At 71.0% G+C, this 15,953-nt stretch carries 14 protein-coding genes and 1 pseudogene; 9 read left to right on the forward strand and 6 right to left on the reverse strand.

The genetic code is table 11. The features are described from left to right. Positions 1 to 76: 76 nt before the first annotated feature. On the forward strand, positions 77 to 760 hold the full coding sequence (locus ACWDEN_RS11735) for a hypothetical protein (protein ID WP_450858586.1): 684 nt from the start codon (positions 77 to 79) through the stop codon (positions 758 to 760). Between the two features lie 62 nt (positions 761 to 822). On the opposite strand, the gene aspS is transcribed toward ACWDEN_RS11735, so the two are convergent. Continuing rightward, entirely contained in the window at positions 823 to 2,586 is a 1,764-nt protein-coding gene (gene aspS, locus ACWDEN_RS11740; protein WP_351606807.1) for an aspartate--tRNA ligase, read from the reverse strand. Between the two features lie 200 nt (positions 2,587 to 2,786). Here aspS and ACWDEN_RS11745 point away from each other — a divergent pair, with 200 nt between their 5' ends. Next, complete coding sequence (locus tag ACWDEN_RS11745; RefSeq protein ID WP_450858588.1) at positions 2,787 to 5,087, forward strand: SpoIIE family protein phosphatase; 2,301 nt, start codon at positions 2,787 to 2,789, stop codon at positions 5,085 to 5,087. Here the strand turns inward: ACWDEN_RS11745 and ACWDEN_RS11750 are convergent. Continuing rightward, positions 5,051 to 6,103 (reverse strand): annotated as a pseudogene (locus ACWDEN_RS11750) (AI-2E family transporter); the annotation flags it as partial. The gene ACWDEN_RS11745 and the pseudogene ACWDEN_RS11750 sit on opposite strands and share 37 nt — an antisense overlap. A gap of 208 nt (positions 6,104 to 6,311) precedes the next feature. Between ACWDEN_RS11750 and ACWDEN_RS11755 the strand changes: the two are divergent. Then, positions 6,312 to 6,437, forward strand: coding sequence for a hypothetical protein (locus ACWDEN_RS11755; protein WP_351606802.1), 126 nt, complete (start codon positions 6,312 to 6,314; stop codon positions 6,435 to 6,437). A gap of 91 nt (positions 6,438 to 6,528) precedes the next feature. On the opposite strand, the gene ACWDEN_RS11760 is transcribed toward ACWDEN_RS11755, so the two are convergent. Next, complete coding sequence (locus ACWDEN_RS11760; protein WP_351606799.1) at positions 6,529 to 7,500, reverse strand: pirin family protein; 972 nt, start codon at positions 7,498 to 7,500, stop codon at positions 6,529 to 6,531. Between the two features lie 145 nt (positions 7,501 to 7,645). Beyond that, the gene (locus ACWDEN_RS11765; protein WP_100827275.1) at positions 7,646 to 8,128 is read right to left on the reverse strand and encodes an SseB family protein; all 483 of its coding nucleotides are present in this window, start codon (positions 8,126 to 8,128) and stop codon (positions 7,646 to 7,648) included. A 214-nt stretch (positions 8,129 to 8,342) separates the two neighbouring features. On the opposite strand from ACWDEN_RS11765, the gene ACWDEN_RS11770 reads away from it, so the two are divergent. The 3 genes from ACWDEN_RS11770 (at position 8,343) to ACWDEN_RS11780 (ending at position 11,889) form a co-directional block, all read left to right on the forward strand. After that, positions 8,343 to 10,169: an acyl-CoA dehydrogenase gene (locus tag ACWDEN_RS11770; protein WP_351606886.1), complete on the forward strand. Its 1,827-nt coding sequence runs from the start codon at positions 8,343 to 8,345 to the stop codon at positions 10,167 to 10,169. Between the two features lie 86 nt (positions 10,170 to 10,255). Further along, positions 10,256 to 11,554, forward strand: coding sequence for a M18 family aminopeptidase (locus ACWDEN_RS11775; protein ID WP_351606796.1), 1,299 nt, complete (start codon positions 10,256 to 10,258; stop codon positions 11,552 to 11,554). Between the two features lie 77 nt (positions 11,555 to 11,631). Next, positions 11,632 to 11,889, forward strand: a complete 258-nt coding sequence (locus tag ACWDEN_RS11780; RefSeq protein WP_351606793.1) for a hypothetical protein — start codon at positions 11,632 to 11,634, stop codon at positions 11,887 to 11,889. A 30-nt stretch (positions 11,890 to 11,919) separates the two neighbouring features. Here the strand turns inward: ACWDEN_RS11780 and ACWDEN_RS11785 are convergent, their stop codons facing one another. Beyond that, a complete protein-coding gene (locus tag ACWDEN_RS11785; protein ID WP_351606790.1) occupies positions 11,920 to 12,312 on the reverse strand; it encodes a cupin domain-containing protein in 393 nt (130 codons plus the stop codon). A 51-nt stretch (positions 12,313 to 12,363) separates the two neighbouring features. On the opposite strand from ACWDEN_RS11785, the gene ACWDEN_RS11790 reads away from it, so the two are divergent. Together ACWDEN_RS11790 and ACWDEN_RS11795 are read left to right on the forward strand one after the other, a co-directional pair. After that, a complete protein-coding gene (locus ACWDEN_RS11790) occupies positions 12,364 to 13,404 on the forward strand; it encodes a GlxA family transcriptional regulator (protein ID WP_450858592.1) in 1,041 nt (346 codons plus the stop codon). A 79-nt stretch (positions 13,405 to 13,483) separates the two neighbouring features. Next, on the forward strand, positions 13,484 to 13,978 hold the full coding sequence (locus ACWDEN_RS11795) for an LURP-one-related/scramblase family protein (protein ID WP_228621510.1): 495 nt from the start codon (positions 13,484 to 13,486) through the stop codon (positions 13,976 to 13,978). A 51-nt stretch (positions 13,979 to 14,029) separates the two neighbouring features. Here ACWDEN_RS11795 and ACWDEN_RS11800 read toward each other — a convergent pair whose 3' ends face one another. Continuing rightward, the gene (locus ACWDEN_RS11800) at positions 14,030 to 14,848 is read right to left on the reverse strand and encodes a carbon-nitrogen family hydrolase (protein WP_351606784.1); all 819 of its coding nucleotides are present in this window, start codon (positions 14,846 to 14,848) and stop codon (positions 14,030 to 14,032) included. 182 nt (positions 14,849 to 15,030) lie between these two features. On the opposite strand from ACWDEN_RS11800, the gene ACWDEN_RS11805 reads away from it, so the two are divergent. Beyond that, entirely contained in the window at positions 15,031 to 15,855 is an 825-nt protein-coding gene (locus ACWDEN_RS11805) for a maleylpyruvate isomerase family mycothiol-dependent enzyme (protein WP_450858595.1), read from the forward strand. Positions 15,856 to 15,953: the final 98 nt, after the last annotated feature.

The following is a 15,953-nucleotide window of genomic DNA, read 5'->3' on the forward strand; positions in this document are numbered from 1 at the left end:
TCGAGCGATCGAAGAAGTGCGGTCACCTCTCTGAACCCTGAGCCCGCACCCGTGTGACAGGAACCCGGAAAAAATCTTGAACGTCCCCGAACCCCACCACCGGCTCGTCGCCGACGCCGTCACCGCGGGCGGTCCGTACGGGCTGGTGCTCGCCGGTGGATATGCCCTTGAGGCGCACGGTCTGGTGGCGCGTCCGCACGCGAACCTCGACTTCGCCACCGAGAGTTCCGAGGGCATGGACCGGATCGCCGCCGCGGTCGGCGCCGCCCTGGAGGCCCGAGGCCGGCAGGTGCGGGCCGGTGCCGTCTCCGCGCTCACCGCGCAGCTGACCGTCACCGACCCGCCGACCGGTGAGCCGTGCGCCCTCGCGCTGCACAAGGAGGCCTTCTGGCAGCCGCCGGACCTCACCGCCTACGGCCCGGCGCTCTCCCTGGAGGACGCCGTCGGCACGAAGATCCGGGCGCTGTACGACCGGGGCGCGGCCGTCGACCTGATCGACGCGCGGGCCGCGGCCGGCCGCTTCTCCCTGCCCGAGCTGGAGGAGCTGGGCCGCCGGCACGCCCACGACCCGTTCGACCTGCCCACGCTGCAGTCCCGGCTGACGGGCACCGACTTCTACGCCGACGTGGACTTCCTCCGGTACGGCCTGCAGGAGGCCGAGGTCACCGCCCTGCGCGCCTGGGCCCAGCAGTGGTCCGACGACATCGCCGAGCGCCTGCTGGAGGACGGCGCGTCGCCCGACGCGGAGGACGGGGACTGACGACGGCGAGGCCCGGAACCCCACGCCGGGTTCCGGGCCTCGCCCTTGGCTCCTGTGCCGTACTACTTCGGCTGCGGCTTCCTGATGTTCAGGTGCAGCTCGCGCAGGCGGGCCTCCTCCAGCTCGGTCGGGGCGCCCATCATCAGGTCCTGGGCGTTGCCGTTGAGCGGGAAGGCGATCGTCTCGCGGATGTTGGGCTCGTCCGCGAGGAGCATGACGATGCGGTCCACGCCGGGGGCGATGCCGCCGTGCGGCGGGGCGCCGAAGCGGAACGCGCGGAGCATGCCCGCGAACTTCTCCTCGACGGTCTCGCGGTCGTAGCCCGCGATCTCGAAGGCCTTGAGCATGATCTCCGGCTCGTGGTTCCGGATGGCACCGGAGGACAGCTCGACGCCGTTGCAGACGATGTCGTACTGCCAGCCCAGGATGTCCAGCGGGTCCTGGGTCTGGAGGGCCTCCAGGCCGCCCTGCGGCATGGAGAAGGGGTTGTGCGAGAAGTCGATCGCGCCGGTCTCCTCGTCCTTCTCGTACATCGGGAAGTCGACGATCCAGCAGAAGCGGAAGACGCCCTCCTCGAAGTGGCCGGCGCGCTTGGCGGCCTCGACGCGGACCGCGCCCATGATCTTGGAGACCTCGTCGAACTCGCCCGCGCCGAAGAAGACGGCGTGGCCGGGGGCCAGCGACAGGCGCTTGGTCAGCTCAGCGACGTCGTCCTCGGTGAGGAACTTCGCGATCGGGCCGGAGAGGGAACCGTCCTCGCCCACGCGGACCCAGGCCAGGCCCTTCGCGCCCAGCGAGACGGCGAAGTCGCCGAGCTGGTCGAAGAACTTGCGCGGCTGGTCCTGGACGGCCGGGACGGCCAGCGCGCGCACGTGCTTGCCGGCGAACGCCTTGAACCCCGAGCCCTCGAAGACGTCGGTGATGTCGACCAGTTCGAGCTTGGCGCGCAGGTCCGGCTTGTCGGAGCCGTACTTCAGCATCGCCTCGCGGAACGGGATCCGCGGGAAGGGGGAGGTGACATGCCGGCCGCCGCCGAACTCCTCGAACAGCTCGGTCATGAGCTTCTCGATCGGCTGGAAGACGTCCTCCTGCTCGACGAAGCTCATCTCGACGTCGAGCTGGTAGAACTCGCCGGGCGAGCGGTCGGCGCGGGCGTCCTCGTCGCGGAAGCAGGGCGCGATCTGGAAGTAGCGGTCGAAGCCGGAGATCATCAGCAGCTGCTTGAACTGCTGCGGGGCCTGCGGCAGCGCGTAGAACCTGCCGGGGTGCAGGCGCGAGGGGACCACGAAGTCGCGCGCGCCCTCGGGGGAGGTGGCGGACAGGATCGGGGTCGCCATCTCGTTGAAGCCCATCGCGGCCATCTTGTGCCGGATCGCCGAGATGACCTGGGTGCGCAGCATGATGTTGCGGTGCATGCGCTCGCGGCGCAGGTCCAGGAAGCGGTACTCCAGGCGGCGTTCCTCGTTGACGCCGTCCTCGGTGTTGATCGTGAACGGCAGCGGCGCGGCGGCGCCCAGCAGCTCGACCTCGGCCACCTCGACCTCGACCTCACCGGTGGGCAGGTCGGGGTTGATGTTCTCGGTTCCACGTGAAACAACGCGGCCGTCGACGCGGACCGTGGACTCCTTGGAGATCGTGTCCAGGGCCTCGTACGCGGGCGTGCCGGGGCGGGCGACCAGCTGGGTGATGCCGTAGTGGTCGCGCAGATCGATGAAGAGGATGCCGCCCAGGTCGCGCCGATTGTGCAGCCAGCCGCTCAGCCGGACGTCGGTGCCGACGTCAGAGGCGCGGAGCTGGCCGCAGGTGTGGGACCTGTACCGATGCATCGTCGTTCATCCAGTCTTTGCGGATCGGGTGTCGCCAGGCGGGTACGGCCTAGGCCACCCCAAGGGTACCGGGCACCCCCAGCTCGGCTCCCCACCCTTTTCCCGTGCCCCCGCACTGGAGGATCCTCCGAGCGGGGAAGGCGCGGGATCCTCTGTTCCTACGGTGGCAGCTATCGGTCAGATATTCCTAAAGTGGGCGAATGCGCACAGGCGAGCCCCTTCCGTCCGTCGGGGACGTCCTCGCCGCCCTCGCGACCGGGTTGTGGCACTGGGACACGGCCGCCCGACTGGTCACCGTGGACGCGGAGGCGGCGCGGTTGCTCGGGCTGCCCCCGGAGGCGACGACCCTCACGGAGGTCCAGACCCGTGCCCGGCTGCACCCGGAGGACTGGAACGAGATCACCGGGGTGGTCCCGCTGGCCGTCGACGAGGGCACGCTCGCCGAGGTGCGCATCCGGATCACGGACGAGCAGGGGAACATCCTGCGGGTCGTCCGCAGCCGGTCCAAACCGTCCTTCGACCCCGAGCGGCGGGCGTACGAGCTGATCGGCACCCTGCAGGAGGTCACCGAGCCGACGCCGGGCACCCGGGCGGCCCGCAGCGCGGTCACCGGCGACTGGCGGCGCTCGAGGGAGGCGTTCCTGCTGGACGCGGGCCGGGCGCTGGCGGAGGCACGGTCCACTGCCGAGGTGCTGCGGGTGGCCGGCGGCCTGTCGATGCCCGGCTTCTCCCCCGACGGGCTCGTGGTGTTCGGGGTGGAGGGCGACCGGCTGACGATCATCGGCCAGCACGGGCACCAGCCCGGCGACATGGGCCCCTTCTCGCACATGGCGCTGACCACCGACTATCCGGCGGCCGAGGTCGTCCGCACGGGCCGCGCGGTGTACATGTCCTCTCCGGCGGAGTACAAGGCCCGCTACCCGGCGACCTGGCCGCTCGCCCGGCGCTTCGGCCGCCGCTCGTGGGCCTTCCTGCCGCTGACGGTGGGCGGCCGCACGATGGGCGCCTGGATGGCGGCCTTCGCCTATCCGGTGGCGTTCACACCGGACGAACGGGCCGTGCTGGCGACCGTGGCCCGGATGCTCGCCCAGGCGCTGTCCCGGGCGGAGGCCGCCGAGTCGGAGCGGGAGCTGACCGAGGGCCTGCAGCGCTCCATGCTGCCCTCGCTCGGCCCGGAGATCCCCGGCATGCAGGTGGCCGCCCGCTACATCCCGACCGGCGGCGGACTCCAGGTCGGCGGCGACTGGTACGACATGATCCCGCTGCCCTCCGGCCGCTTCGCGCTGGCCATGGGGGACGTCCAGGGCCATGACGTACGCGCCGCGGGCCTCATGGGCCAGCTGCGCATCGCCCTGCGCGCCTACGCCGCCGAGGGCCACCGCCCGGACGCCGTGCTCTCCCGCGCCTCCCGGTTCCTGCACGGCATCACCCACGACGACCAGATGACCGACATCCGCTTCGCGACCTGCGTGTACGCGGAGGCCGACCCGGCGACCGGGATGCTGGAGATCGCCCGTGCCGGGCACCCGCACCCGGCGATCCGGATGGCCGACGGCACGGTGATGATGCGGCCGACGGCGGGCGGGCTGCCGCTGGGCGTGGACCCGGACGCGGACTATCCGACGACCCGGTTCACCCTGGAGCCCGGCGAGACGCTGATGCTCTGCACGGACGGCCTGATCGAGACCGGCGGACACGACCTGGAGAGCGGCTGGCGCCGGCTGCGCGCGATCCTGGAGGCCCACCCGGAAAACGACGAGGCCGACCTGGAGTCGCTGGCCGACGCGCTGGTGCAGGGTGTGCACGGCCCGTCCTCGCACCACACCACCGGTCCCCTCTCCGACCGCCGTGAGGACGACATCGCCCTGGTGCTGCTGTGCCGGCTGCTGGACGGGGCCGTCCGGCCCGCCGTACGGCGCACCCTGCTGTCGGTGGCGCAGGACGAGCCGGACCGGATCTCCGAGACCCGCCGGCACCTGCGCGAACTGCTCCACGACTGGGCCTCGCCCGAGCAGGTCGACTCGGCGGTGCTGCTGGTCTCCGAGATGGTCACCAACGTCCTCGTCCACACCGACGCCGACGCGCTGCTGCTCGCCGAGGTGACCGGCGAGGCGGGCGCGCGTGGGCTGCGGGTGGAGGTCACCGACGCGGGCGACGACCTGCCGCACCGGCGCCGACCCGGCGAACTGGCCTCCTCCGGCCGCGGCCTGATGCTGATCGAACTCCTCGCGGACGCCTGGGGGGTGGACCCGCGGGGCGAGGGCAAGAGCATCTGGTTCGAGCTCTATGAGTCGGGGGGCGTGGCGGACGGTGACGTACCGGTGGGGGGCGTGGCGGGCGGCGTCATGTCAGAAGGGCGCGTTGCGGAGGGCGGCGTATCCGGCGGGCGCGTGGCGGGAGGCGGGGCACCGGCGGGGGAGGCACCGGGCGGCGAGGGGTCGGAAGGCGGTGCAGAGGAGGGCGAGGAGCCGGACGGCGGTGCTTCGGAGGGCGCCGCGTAACGGGTCCGCAGTTCCTGTACGACCCCGAAGGCGGCCGCGGTCAGCGGGACCGCGAGCAGCATCCCGAGGATGCCGGCGACGGACGCCCCGGCGGTGATGGCGACCATCACCACGGCCGGGTGCATCTGCACCGTCCGGCTCTGGATGACCGGCTGCAGCACATGCCCCTCCAGCACCTGCACCGCGACGACGACTCCGACCACCCACAGCGCGATGACGAAGCCGCGGTCGGCGAGGGCGACCAGGACGGCCACCGCGCCGGAGAGGAAGGCACCGAGGTAGGGGATGTAGGCGCCGACGAAGACCAGCGCGCCGAGCCCCACCGCGCCGGGCACCTGGAGGACCAGCAGGCCGACCGTGATGCACACGGCGTCGATCAGCGCGATGAGGGTCGTACCGCGCATGAAGCCCTCGACCGCCTCGAAGGCACGCCGGGCGACGGCCTCCACGGTGTCGGCGGTGCCGCTGGGCGCGACCGCCCGCAGGATCTCCACGGCCCGGTGGGAGTCGCGCAGGAAGAAGAAGACGAGCAGCAGGGCGAGCACGGCCATCGCGAGGGACTCGCCGACGACACTGACCCCGCTGATGACGTTGGCCGCGGCCGTGCCCCCGAACCTGCTCAGCAGCTTGCGGGAGTTGGCGGCGAGGTCGTCGAGACCGGTGCCGGCCGCCCCGAAGTGCTGTGCGACGCTCTTGGCGGCGTCCCGCAGCGAGGCGATGATCTGGTCGCCGGTGTCGACCAGCGCGGCGACGACGATGTACACGGCACCGCCGACGACGGCCACGACGGCGACACAGGTGAGCCCGGCCGCCACCGACGCCTGCACCCCGGTCCGCACGAGCCGCCGGTACAGCGGCCCGAGCAGCGCGGTGCCGAGCAGCGCGAGCAGCACCGGAGTGACGGCGGTACGGAACTCCCCGCACAGCCGCACCCCGACCCACCCCACCCCGGCGACGAGCAGAAGCACGGCACACCAGGCGGCGACACGTCGGACGGGGTCGGGCAGGAGCTGCACGCGTCCAGCGGACCATGAGCCCGGCGGGGCTGTCCTGTGTGGGCGGCCCGGCCGGGTGACGGTGACTCACCCGGCCCTGCGGGGCGATGGAGGAGCCTGATCACCGTCCGTGCTCCTTCGAGATGCGCGCTGTGACGATCTGGGCAAGCCTGAGGGCATTCCCCCAAGACACACGTCTTGCCGGAGGACCCAGGAAGGATCACTCACCATGCGACACTTTGCTGCCTTCTTCGCCGCCGCGCTCCTCACGGTTCTCGCGGCCCCCGCCGCTTCCGCCGGGGAGGGAGGGTCCCACGTCTGCGACACCCATACGATCAGCTCGCTCTGCTGGTGACCTGCTTGCGAGGGTGACCTCTTTGTGAAAGGGGACAGGCCGTCGGATCCGCAGATCCACGGCCTGTCCCCCTTCTCATGGGCCGGAGAGGTCACATACCGCCCGCGGACATCCCGTGCACCGCGGGGATCGTGCCCAGTCGGCCCTTCTGGAAGTCCTCGAAGGCCTGCATCAGCTCTTCCTTGGTGTTCATGACGAACGGACCGTAGTGCGCCATGGGCTCCCGGATGGGCTGCCCGCCGAGCACGACGACCTCCAGGTCCGGGGTGCGGGAGTCCTGCTTCTCGTCCGCCCGGACGGTCAGCGCGGACCCGGCGCCGAACACGGCGGTCTGGCCCAGGTGGATCGGCCGGCGCTCGGCACCGACGCTGCCGCGGCCCGCGAGGACGTAGGCGAGGCCGTTGAAGTCCTCCCGCCAGGGCAGGGTGACCTCGGCGCCCGGGGCGACGGTCGCGTGGATCATCGTGATCGGGGTGTGCGTGATGCCGGGACCCTCGTGGCCGTCGAGCTCACCGGCGATCACGCGCAGCAGCGCGCCGCCGTCGGGGGTGGTGAGCAGCTGGACCTGGCCGCCCCGGATGTCCTGGTACCGCGGGGCCATCATCTTGTCCTTGGCCGGGAGGTTCACCCACAGCTGCAGGCCGTGGAAGAGACCGCCGGACACGACCAGCGACTCCGGCGGCGCCTCGATGTGCAGGAGGCCGGAGCCGGCCGTCATCCACTGGGTGTCGCCGTTGGTGATGGTGCCGCCACCGCCGTGGCTGTCCTGGTGGTCGAAGGTGCCGTCGATGATGTAGGTGACGGTCTCGAAGCCGCGGTGCGGGTGCCACGGGGTGCCCTTGGGCTCGCCCGGCGCGTACTCCACCTCGCCCATCTGGTCCATCATGATGAACGGGTCGAGATGGCGGTAGTTGATCCCGGCGAACGCCCGGCGCACCGGGAAGCCCTCGCCCTCGAACCCGCTCGGAGCGGTCGAGACGGCCAGCACCGGACGCGCCACGGCGTCGGCGGGAGCGGTCACACGGGGCAGCGTCAACGGGTTCTCAACGGTCACTGCAGGCATGGGTCGGACCTCCTTGTGCGCTCACTTTAGTTGAGCGTTGAACTTTCTGCCACCCCCAACAGAACGAGCCCGGAGGGAATTCCCTCCGGGCCCAGGGGTGTGCGAGGCGCGCGGGACTCAGGCGCCGTCCGCGCAGCGGCGGCACCTAGCCGTACATACGGCGCATCGCGAAGTCGACCATCTGCTCGACCGCCTTCGCGTCGAAGACCATCCGGTGCTCGCCCTCCATGTCCAGGACGAAGCCGTAGCCGGTCGGGAGCAGATCGATGACCTCCGCGCCCGTGATCACGAAGTACTTGGACTCCTTGCCCGCGTACCGGCGCAGCTCCTTGAGCGAGGTGAACATCGGGATCACCGGCTGCTGGGTGTTGTGCAGGGCGAGGAAGCCGGGGGTGTCGCCGCGCGGGCAGTACACCTTCGACGTGGCGAAGATCTGCTGGAAGTCCTCGGCGGACATCTGCCCGGTGGTGAAGGCCCGCACCGCGTCCGCGAGCGAGGGCGGGGACGGCTCCGGGTAGAGCGGCGGCTGCTGGCCGTACCCGCCGACACCGCCCGGCATCTGCTGCTGCGGCGGGGCGTACTGCTGCTGGGCGGCGCCACCGTCCATGGGCTGGCCGTATCCGTACATGGGCGCAAGACTACCGAGGGACGGGGGCGGAGCGGGTGCCGGACGTATTTATGGAGAGCGGGCGGAGGACACGCCGGAGTAGACCCTTCTCACACTTGCACCGGCAGGGGTTGCTTCTTATTACCGGCGGGTAGCATCATCGTAGCTACTTGTTGGTACGTGAACTAGGTGCGAGGAGTCAGTGCCTCGCCGATCCCTCTACGGAGCCGTCGTCATGGGGCACTACAAGTCGAATCTGCGCGACATCGAGTTCAACCTCTTCGAAGTACTGGGGCGCGACAAGGTGTACGGCACCGGCCCGTTCGAGGAGATGGACGTCGACACCGCCAAGAGCGTCCTGGAGGAGCTGACCCGCCTCTCGGAGAACGAGCTGGCCGAGTCCTTCGCCGACGCCGACCGCAACCCGCCGGTCTTCGACCCGGAGACCAACACCGCGCCGGTCCCGGCGTCCTTCAAGAAGAGCTACCAGGCCTTCATGGACTCCGAGTACTGGCGGCTCGGCCTGCCCGAGGAGATCGGCGGCACCACCTCGCCGCGCTCCCTGATCTGGGCCTACGCCGAGCTGATCCTGGGCGCCAACCCGGCCGTGTGGATGTACTCCTCGGGCCCGGCGTTCGCCGGCATCCTCTTCGAGGAGGGCAACGAGGTCCAGAAGCACATCGCCAAGATCGCCGTGGAGAAGCAGTGGGGCTCCACGATGGTGCTCACCGAGCCCGACGCGGGCTCCGACGTGGGCGCCGGCCGTACCAGGGCGATCCAGCAGGAGGACGGCTCCTGGCACATCGAGGGCGTGAAGCGCTTCATCACCTCCGGTGAGCACGACATGTCCGAGAACATCCTCCACTACGTGCTCGCGCGGCCGGAGGGTGCCGGCCCCGGCACCAAGGGCCTCTCCCTCTTCCTCGTCCCGAAGTACGAGTTCGACTTCGAGACCGGCGAGCTGGGCGAGCGCAACGGCGTCTACGCCACCAACGTCGAGCACAAGATGGGCCTGAAGGCCTCCAACACCTGCGAGATGACCTTCGGTGACCGGCACCCCGCCAAGGGCTGGCTCATCGGCGACAAGCACGACGGCATCCGCCAGATGTTCCGCATCATCGAGTTCGCCCGCATGATGGTCGGCACGAAGGCGATCTCCACGCTGTCCACCGGCTACCTGAACGCCCTGGAGTACGCCAAGGAGCGCGTCCAGGGCCCGGACCTGGCCAACTTCATGGACAAGTCCGCGCCCAAGGTCACCATCACCCACCACCCGGACGTGCGCCGCTCGCTGATCACGCAGAAGGCGTACGCGGAGGGCATGCGCGCCCTGGTGCTGTACACCGCCTCCGTCCAGGACGCGATCCAGGTCAAGGAGGCGGCCGGCGAGGACGCCTCCGCCGAGCACGCGCTGAACGACCTGCTGCTGCCGATCGTCAAGGGCTACGGCTCCGAGAAGGGCTACGAGCAGCTCGCCCAGTCGCTGCAGACCTTCGGCGGCTCCGGCTTCCTGCAGGAGTACCCGATCGAGCAGTACATCCGGGACTCCAAGATCGACACCCTGTACGAGGGCACCACGGCGATCCAGGGCCAGGACTTCTTCTTCCGGAAGATCGTCCGCAACCAGGGCGCCGCGCTGAACTCCCTCGCCGAGGACATCAAGAAGTTCCTGGCGCTCGGCACCGGCGGCGAGGAGCTGGCCGGCGCCCGCGAGCACCTGGCCAAGGCGGCCGTGGAGCTGGAGGCGATCGTCGGCCTGATGCTGACCGACCTCGCCGCCACCGAGCAGGACACCAAGAACATCTACAAGGTGGGCCTGAACACCACCCGCCTGCTCATGGCCTCCGGTGACGTCGTCGTCGGCTACCTGCTGCTGAAGGGCGCCGCGATCGCCGCCGAGAAGCTGGCCACGGCCTCCGCGAAGGACCAGGCGTTCTACACCGGCAAGATCGCCGCGGCGAAGTTCTTCGCGGCGAACGTCCTGCCGGGCGTCACCCTCGCCCGCAAGGTCGCCTCCGGCGTCGAGCTGGACCTGATGGAGCTGGACGAGGCCGCGTTCTAGAAGGTACTCGCGGATTCCTGCGGATTCCCTGTGCGGGCCCGCTCCCTTTCCGGGAGCGGGCCCGTGCACGTCGTTAAGGTGAACCCATGAGCGCACCAGCCCGCTTCGACCGCGGCCACACCGACGACCTGATGTCCTTCCTGGCGGCGAGCCCGTCGCCGTACCACGCCGTGGCGAACACCGCCGAGCGGCTGGAGAAGGCCGGCTTCAGGCAGGTCGCCGAGACGGACGCCTGGGACTCCTCGAGCGGTGGCAAGTACGTACTGCGCGGCGGCGCGATCATCGCCTGGTACGTCCCCGGGGGCGCCGAGGCGCACACGCCGTTCCACATCGTCGGCGCGCACACCGACTCCCCGAACCTGCGGATCAAGCCACGGCCGGACAGCGGCGCGCACGGCTGGCGCCAGGTCGCCGTCGAGATCTACGGCGGCCCGCTGATGAACTCCTGGCTGGACCGCGACCTGGGCCTGGCCGGCCGGCTGAGCCTGCGCGACGGCTCCTCGGTCCTGGTCAACGTGGACCGGCCGCTGCTGCGCGTGCCCCAACTCGCCATCCACCTGGACCGTTCGGTCAGCACCGAGGGACTCAAGCTCGACAAGCAGCGTCATCTGCAGCCGGTCTGGGGCCTCGGCGACGATGTGGGCGACGGCGATCTGATCGCCTTCCTGGAGCAGGAGGCGGGACTCGCGGCCGGCTCGGTCACCGGCTGGGACCTGATGACACACCCGGTGGAGGCCCCGGCCTACCTCGGCCGCGACCGGGACCTGGTCGCCGGTCCGCGCATGGACAACCTGCTGTCGGTGCACGCGGGCGCCGCCGCCCTGGCCGCCGTCGCGACCTCCGGCGCCCCGCTCACCCGCATCCCCGTGCTGGCCGCCTTCGACCACGAGGAGAACGGCTCCCAGTCGGACACCGGCGCGGACGGCCCGCTGCTCGGCAGCGTGCTGGAGCGCTCGGTCTTCGCGCGCGGCGGCTCGTACGAGGACCGGGCCCGGGCCTTCGCCGGCACGGTCTGCCTGTCCTCCGACACGGGCCACGCCGTCCACCCCAACTACGCCGAGCGGCACGACCCGACACACCACCCCCGGGTCAACGGCGGCCCGATCCTCAAGGTCAACGTCAACAACCGCTACGCCACGGACGGTTCGGGCCGCGCGGTGTTCGCCGCCGCCTGCGAGAGGGCGGACGTCCCCTTCCAGTCGTTCGTCTCCAACAACTCCATGCCGTGCGGCACCACCATCGGCCCGATCACCGCGGCCCGGCACGGCATCCGGACCGTGGACATCGGCGTGGCGATCCTCTCCATGCACAGCGTGCGTGAACTGTGCGGCGCCGACGACCCGTTCCTGCTGGCGAACGCCCTGACGGCTTTTCTGGAGGGCTAGTCGGGGGCTAGCCGGAACCTCGCCGGGTACCCGGACGGCACCGGAGATTCCGGAACCGAAAGGGGAGGCGACTTCTCATGGGGCTCGGAGGATGCATCATCCTCATCGCCGTGGGGGCCATCCTCACATTCGCGACCGACTGGCACATGCGCGGCGTCAACCTCGACGTCGTCGGCGTGATCCTGATGGCCGTGGGCCTGATCGGCGTCGCGACGTTCAGCGGAATCGCACGACGCCGGCGCGTCGTGATGCCGCCGACGCCGGTGGTGGAGGAGGAACCGCACCATCACCACCACTACCGCGACGACGGCTACACCGACGGCTACGGCGTCTGACACACGCGCCCGCCGGGTCGAGACCCCCGGTCAGGGCAGGGCGTGGCCCGTGGTCACGTCCACGTGGCCGGGAACCTCCTCGTGCCGGTCGCCGACCGAGAGGGTGCCGGTGGGCTCGAAGAGGAGGACTTCGGCCCGGCGGGGCGCGGACGGCTTGTGAAAGGTGCCGCGCGGCACGGTGAACACCGAGCCCTTGGTCAGGACGACGGTGCGCTCGCCCGCCGGCTCGCGCAGGCCCAGGTGGACCTCGCCGTCGAGCACCAGGAAGAACTCGTCGGTGTCCTCGTGCACATGCCAGACGTGCCGGCCCTCGAACTTGGCGATCCGGACGTCGTAGTCGTTGACGGTGGCGACGATGCGCGGGCTCCAGCACTCGGTGAAGGAGGCCAGAGCCTTGTCCAGGGAGATCGGTTCGCTGCTCATGCCGTCATCCTCGGGCCGGCCCGCTCGGCGCACGAGTGCTAGGAATTGCATATGCCGCAAGGATCCTCTCAGCCGCCGGACCAGGCCGTGCCTCCGCACCGGGTCGTCGTGATCGTGGACGCGGGCACCAACCCCTTCGAGGTCGGCGTCGCGACCGAACTGTTCGGACTGCCCAGGCCCGAACTGGGCGGTCAGGGGCCGCTGTACACGGTGACGCTGTGCACGCCCACCCCGGGGATCCGGATGAACCACGGGTTCTTCACCCTGACCGGCGTACCCGGCCTGGAGGCGGTGGAGGAGGCCGACACCCTCGTCGTGCCCGGGCGCCCCGACAACGTCGTACCGCGCGGCGCCGACGTCCTGGACGCCATCCGGCGCACGCACGCGCGCGGGGCGCGCATCGTCAGCTTCTGCACCGGCAGCTTCGCCCTCGCCGAGGCCGGGCTGCTCGACGGCCGCCGGGCCACCACGCACTGGATGTGGGCGGACACCTTCCGGGACCTGCATCCCCAGGTGCTGCTGGAGCCCGACGTCCTCTTCGTGGACGAGGGCGGCATCCTCACCGCCGCCGGCAGCGCGGCCGCACTCGACCTCGGGCTGCACCTGTGGCGCCGCGACCACGGCGCGGAACTCGCCAACGCCGTCTCCCGGCGCCTGGTCTTCGCCGCCCACCGCGACGGCGGCCAGCGGCAGTTCGTGGAGCGGCCCGTGCCCGACGTGCCCGACGAATCGCTCGGCCCGCTGCTGGCCTGGGCGCAGGAGCGGCTGGGCGAGCCGCTGACCGTGGCGGACCTCGCCTCCCGCGCCGCCGTCAGCCCCGCCACCCTGCACCGCCGCTTCCGCGCCCAGCTGGGTACGACCCCGCTGGCCTGGCTCACCGGGGAGCGGGTGGCGCTGGCGTGCCGGCTGATCGAACGGGGTGAGGAGCGCCTGGACGTCGTCGCGGCCCGCAGCGGCCTGGGTACGGCGGCCAACCTGCGGGCCCGGCTGCGCCGGGAGACGGGGCTCAGCCCGTCGGCGTACCGGAGGCGGTTCGGGCCGGCGGGTCCTGACGGGCGCCACCGGCAGGCGGCCCGGTCCGGAAGGTCCTGATGAACACAACCAGCAGGCGCAGGCGCCTTCGGACGGGCCGCACCGTGATGACCAGCGCGCGACGGGGAACGGTACCCGCATGAGACTCCTCGTGCACGACCGGCTGCTCGGCATCGGCGACGACTACTGGATCGAGGACGAGCACGGCCGGAAGGTCTTCCTCGTCGACGGCAAGGCCATGCGGCTGCGGGACACCTTCCAGCTGAAGGACGCCCACGGGCGCGTGCTGATCGACATCCACCAGAAGATGTTCGCGCTGCGCGACACCATGGTGATCGAGCGGGACGGCGAGGGCCTGGCCACCATCAGGCGCAAACGGCTGTCCCTGCTGCGCCACCACTACCGGGTGTCCCTGGTCGACGGCACCGTGCTGGACGTCAGCGGCAGGATCCTCGACCACGAGTTCGCCATCGAGTACGACGGCGAACTCCTGGCCGTGATCTCCCGCCGCTTCCTGTCCCTGAGGGACACCTACGGTGTCGACATCGTGCGCGAGGACGCGGACCCGGCGCTGCTGATCGCGGTGGCGGTGTGCGTGATCCACCTGGCGCAGAAGGAGCGGGAGGAAGACTGAGGAAGACCGACGAGGAGGACTGACGGGGTGTGAAAGGCCGCTCGAGGCCCGCTAGCGCCGGGGCGGCTCCAGGCCCAGGACGCGGTCCTTCAGCGCCGGGAACTGCTCGCGGGTGGCCGTCACCCTCGCCGGGTCGAAGTCGACGGTGAGGACCTCCTCGTCCGGACCCGCCTCGGCAAGCACCTCGCCCCACGGATCGACCACGATCGAGTGACCCGCCTGGGGAACTCCCGCATGGGTCCCGGCCGTTCCACACGCGAGCACGAACGCCTGGTTCTCCACCGCCCGCGCCTGAGCCAGCAGCGTCCAGTGCGCGCGTCGCCGCTCGGGCCAGCCCGCCGGGATCACCAGGGTCTCGGCACCGGCGTCGACCAGTGACCGGAAGAGTTCGGGGAAACGGAGGTCGTAGCAGGTGGCCACGCCGAGCGTGGTCCCGGGCAGCCGGACCGTCACCAGGTCCCGCCCGGCGCCCATCAGTACGGCCTCGCCCTTGTCGAAGCCGAAGCGATGGATCTTGCGGTAGGCGGCGGCCAGCTCACCGGAGGGGGAGAAGACGAGAGAGGTGTTGTAGAGCGTCCCCTCGCCCGCGGCGGAGCCGCTGTCGGACGCGGCCCGCTCCGGAACCGACCCCGCGTGCAGCCAGACGCCCGCGTCGCTCGCGGCCTTGGCCATCGTCTCGTACGTCGGCCCTTCGAGCGGCTCGGCCTCGCGGCCGAACTCCTCGTAGGCGAAGGCGCCGGTGGTCCACAGCTCCGGCAGGACCACCAGGTCGGCACCGGCCTGTTCCCGGACCAGGGCGGCCACCCGCCGCCGCCGGGTGTCGACCGATTCGTCCTCGTTCACGGCGATCTGGATCAGCGAGGCGCGCACACTACCACCGTCCTGGCATTCGAGTAGCCCACACAGGCCTACGATCGTCACACGAAAGCACTGCCGGGGTGCCTGCAGGCAGCGTAACTTAGCCTCCCAGACACCCGCCGAAGTGCCGCCGCCGCCCGCTGGCAACGCCGCCACAACCTGCCCGTGTACCGACCGCCGAGGGGTCCCGTTCCGTGAGTCTGCATCCCACCCTCCAGCCCTACGCCGACGCCTGGACGCACTCCATCGAAGCGATATCCGAGATGGTCCAGTCGCTCGCGGAGGGCGAGTGGAACCGGCGGACCCCCTGCCCGGGCTGGTCGGTCCGGGACATCGTGTCCCACGTCATCGGCATGGACTGCGAGCTGCTCGGCGACCCGCGCCCGATCCACTCCCTCCCGCGTGACCTCTTCCACGTCACCACCGAGCACCAGCGGTACATGGAGATGCAGGTCGACGTCCGCCGCCACCACACGGCGCCGGAGATGACGGCCGAGCTGGAGTACACGGTCATCCGCCGCAACCGCCAGCTGCGCAACGAGTCGCGTGACCCCGGCACCACGGTCCGCGGCCCGCTGGGCAAGGACATCACGCTGGAACAGGCCTACCGCGCCCGCGCCTTCGACGTGTGGGTGCACGAGCAGGACCTGCGCACGGCCCTCGGCCGCCCCGGCAACCTGGACTCGCCGGGTGCGTACGTGGTCCGGGACGTCCTCCTGGAGGCACTCCCCAAGGTGGTCGCGAAGGACGCGGACGCACCGCGCAGTTCGGCCATCGTCTTCGACGTGCACGGCCCGGTGGAGTTCCTGCGCACCATCCGCATCGACATCCAGGGCCGCGGCACCCTGGAAACCGCCCCGGCCCTCGGCCCCGCCGCGGCCCTCACCCTGGACTGGGAGACCTACGTCCGCCTCGCCTGCGGCCGCATGACACCGGAGGCGGCGGCGGACAGGGTGAAGGCCGAGGGTGACCCGGATCTGACGGCGGCGATCCTGCGCAACTTCGCGGTGACGCCGTAGCTGACACGGCGCCGGGAATCCGCCGACGGCGAGCACCGGGCAGGTTGTCCGGTCCACCGGCCGACCGGGAACGGGCGGTGCGCGGGCGGGGCGAGAAC

It is taken from the genome of Streptomyces sp. NPDC001153 (assembly GCF_053598315.1).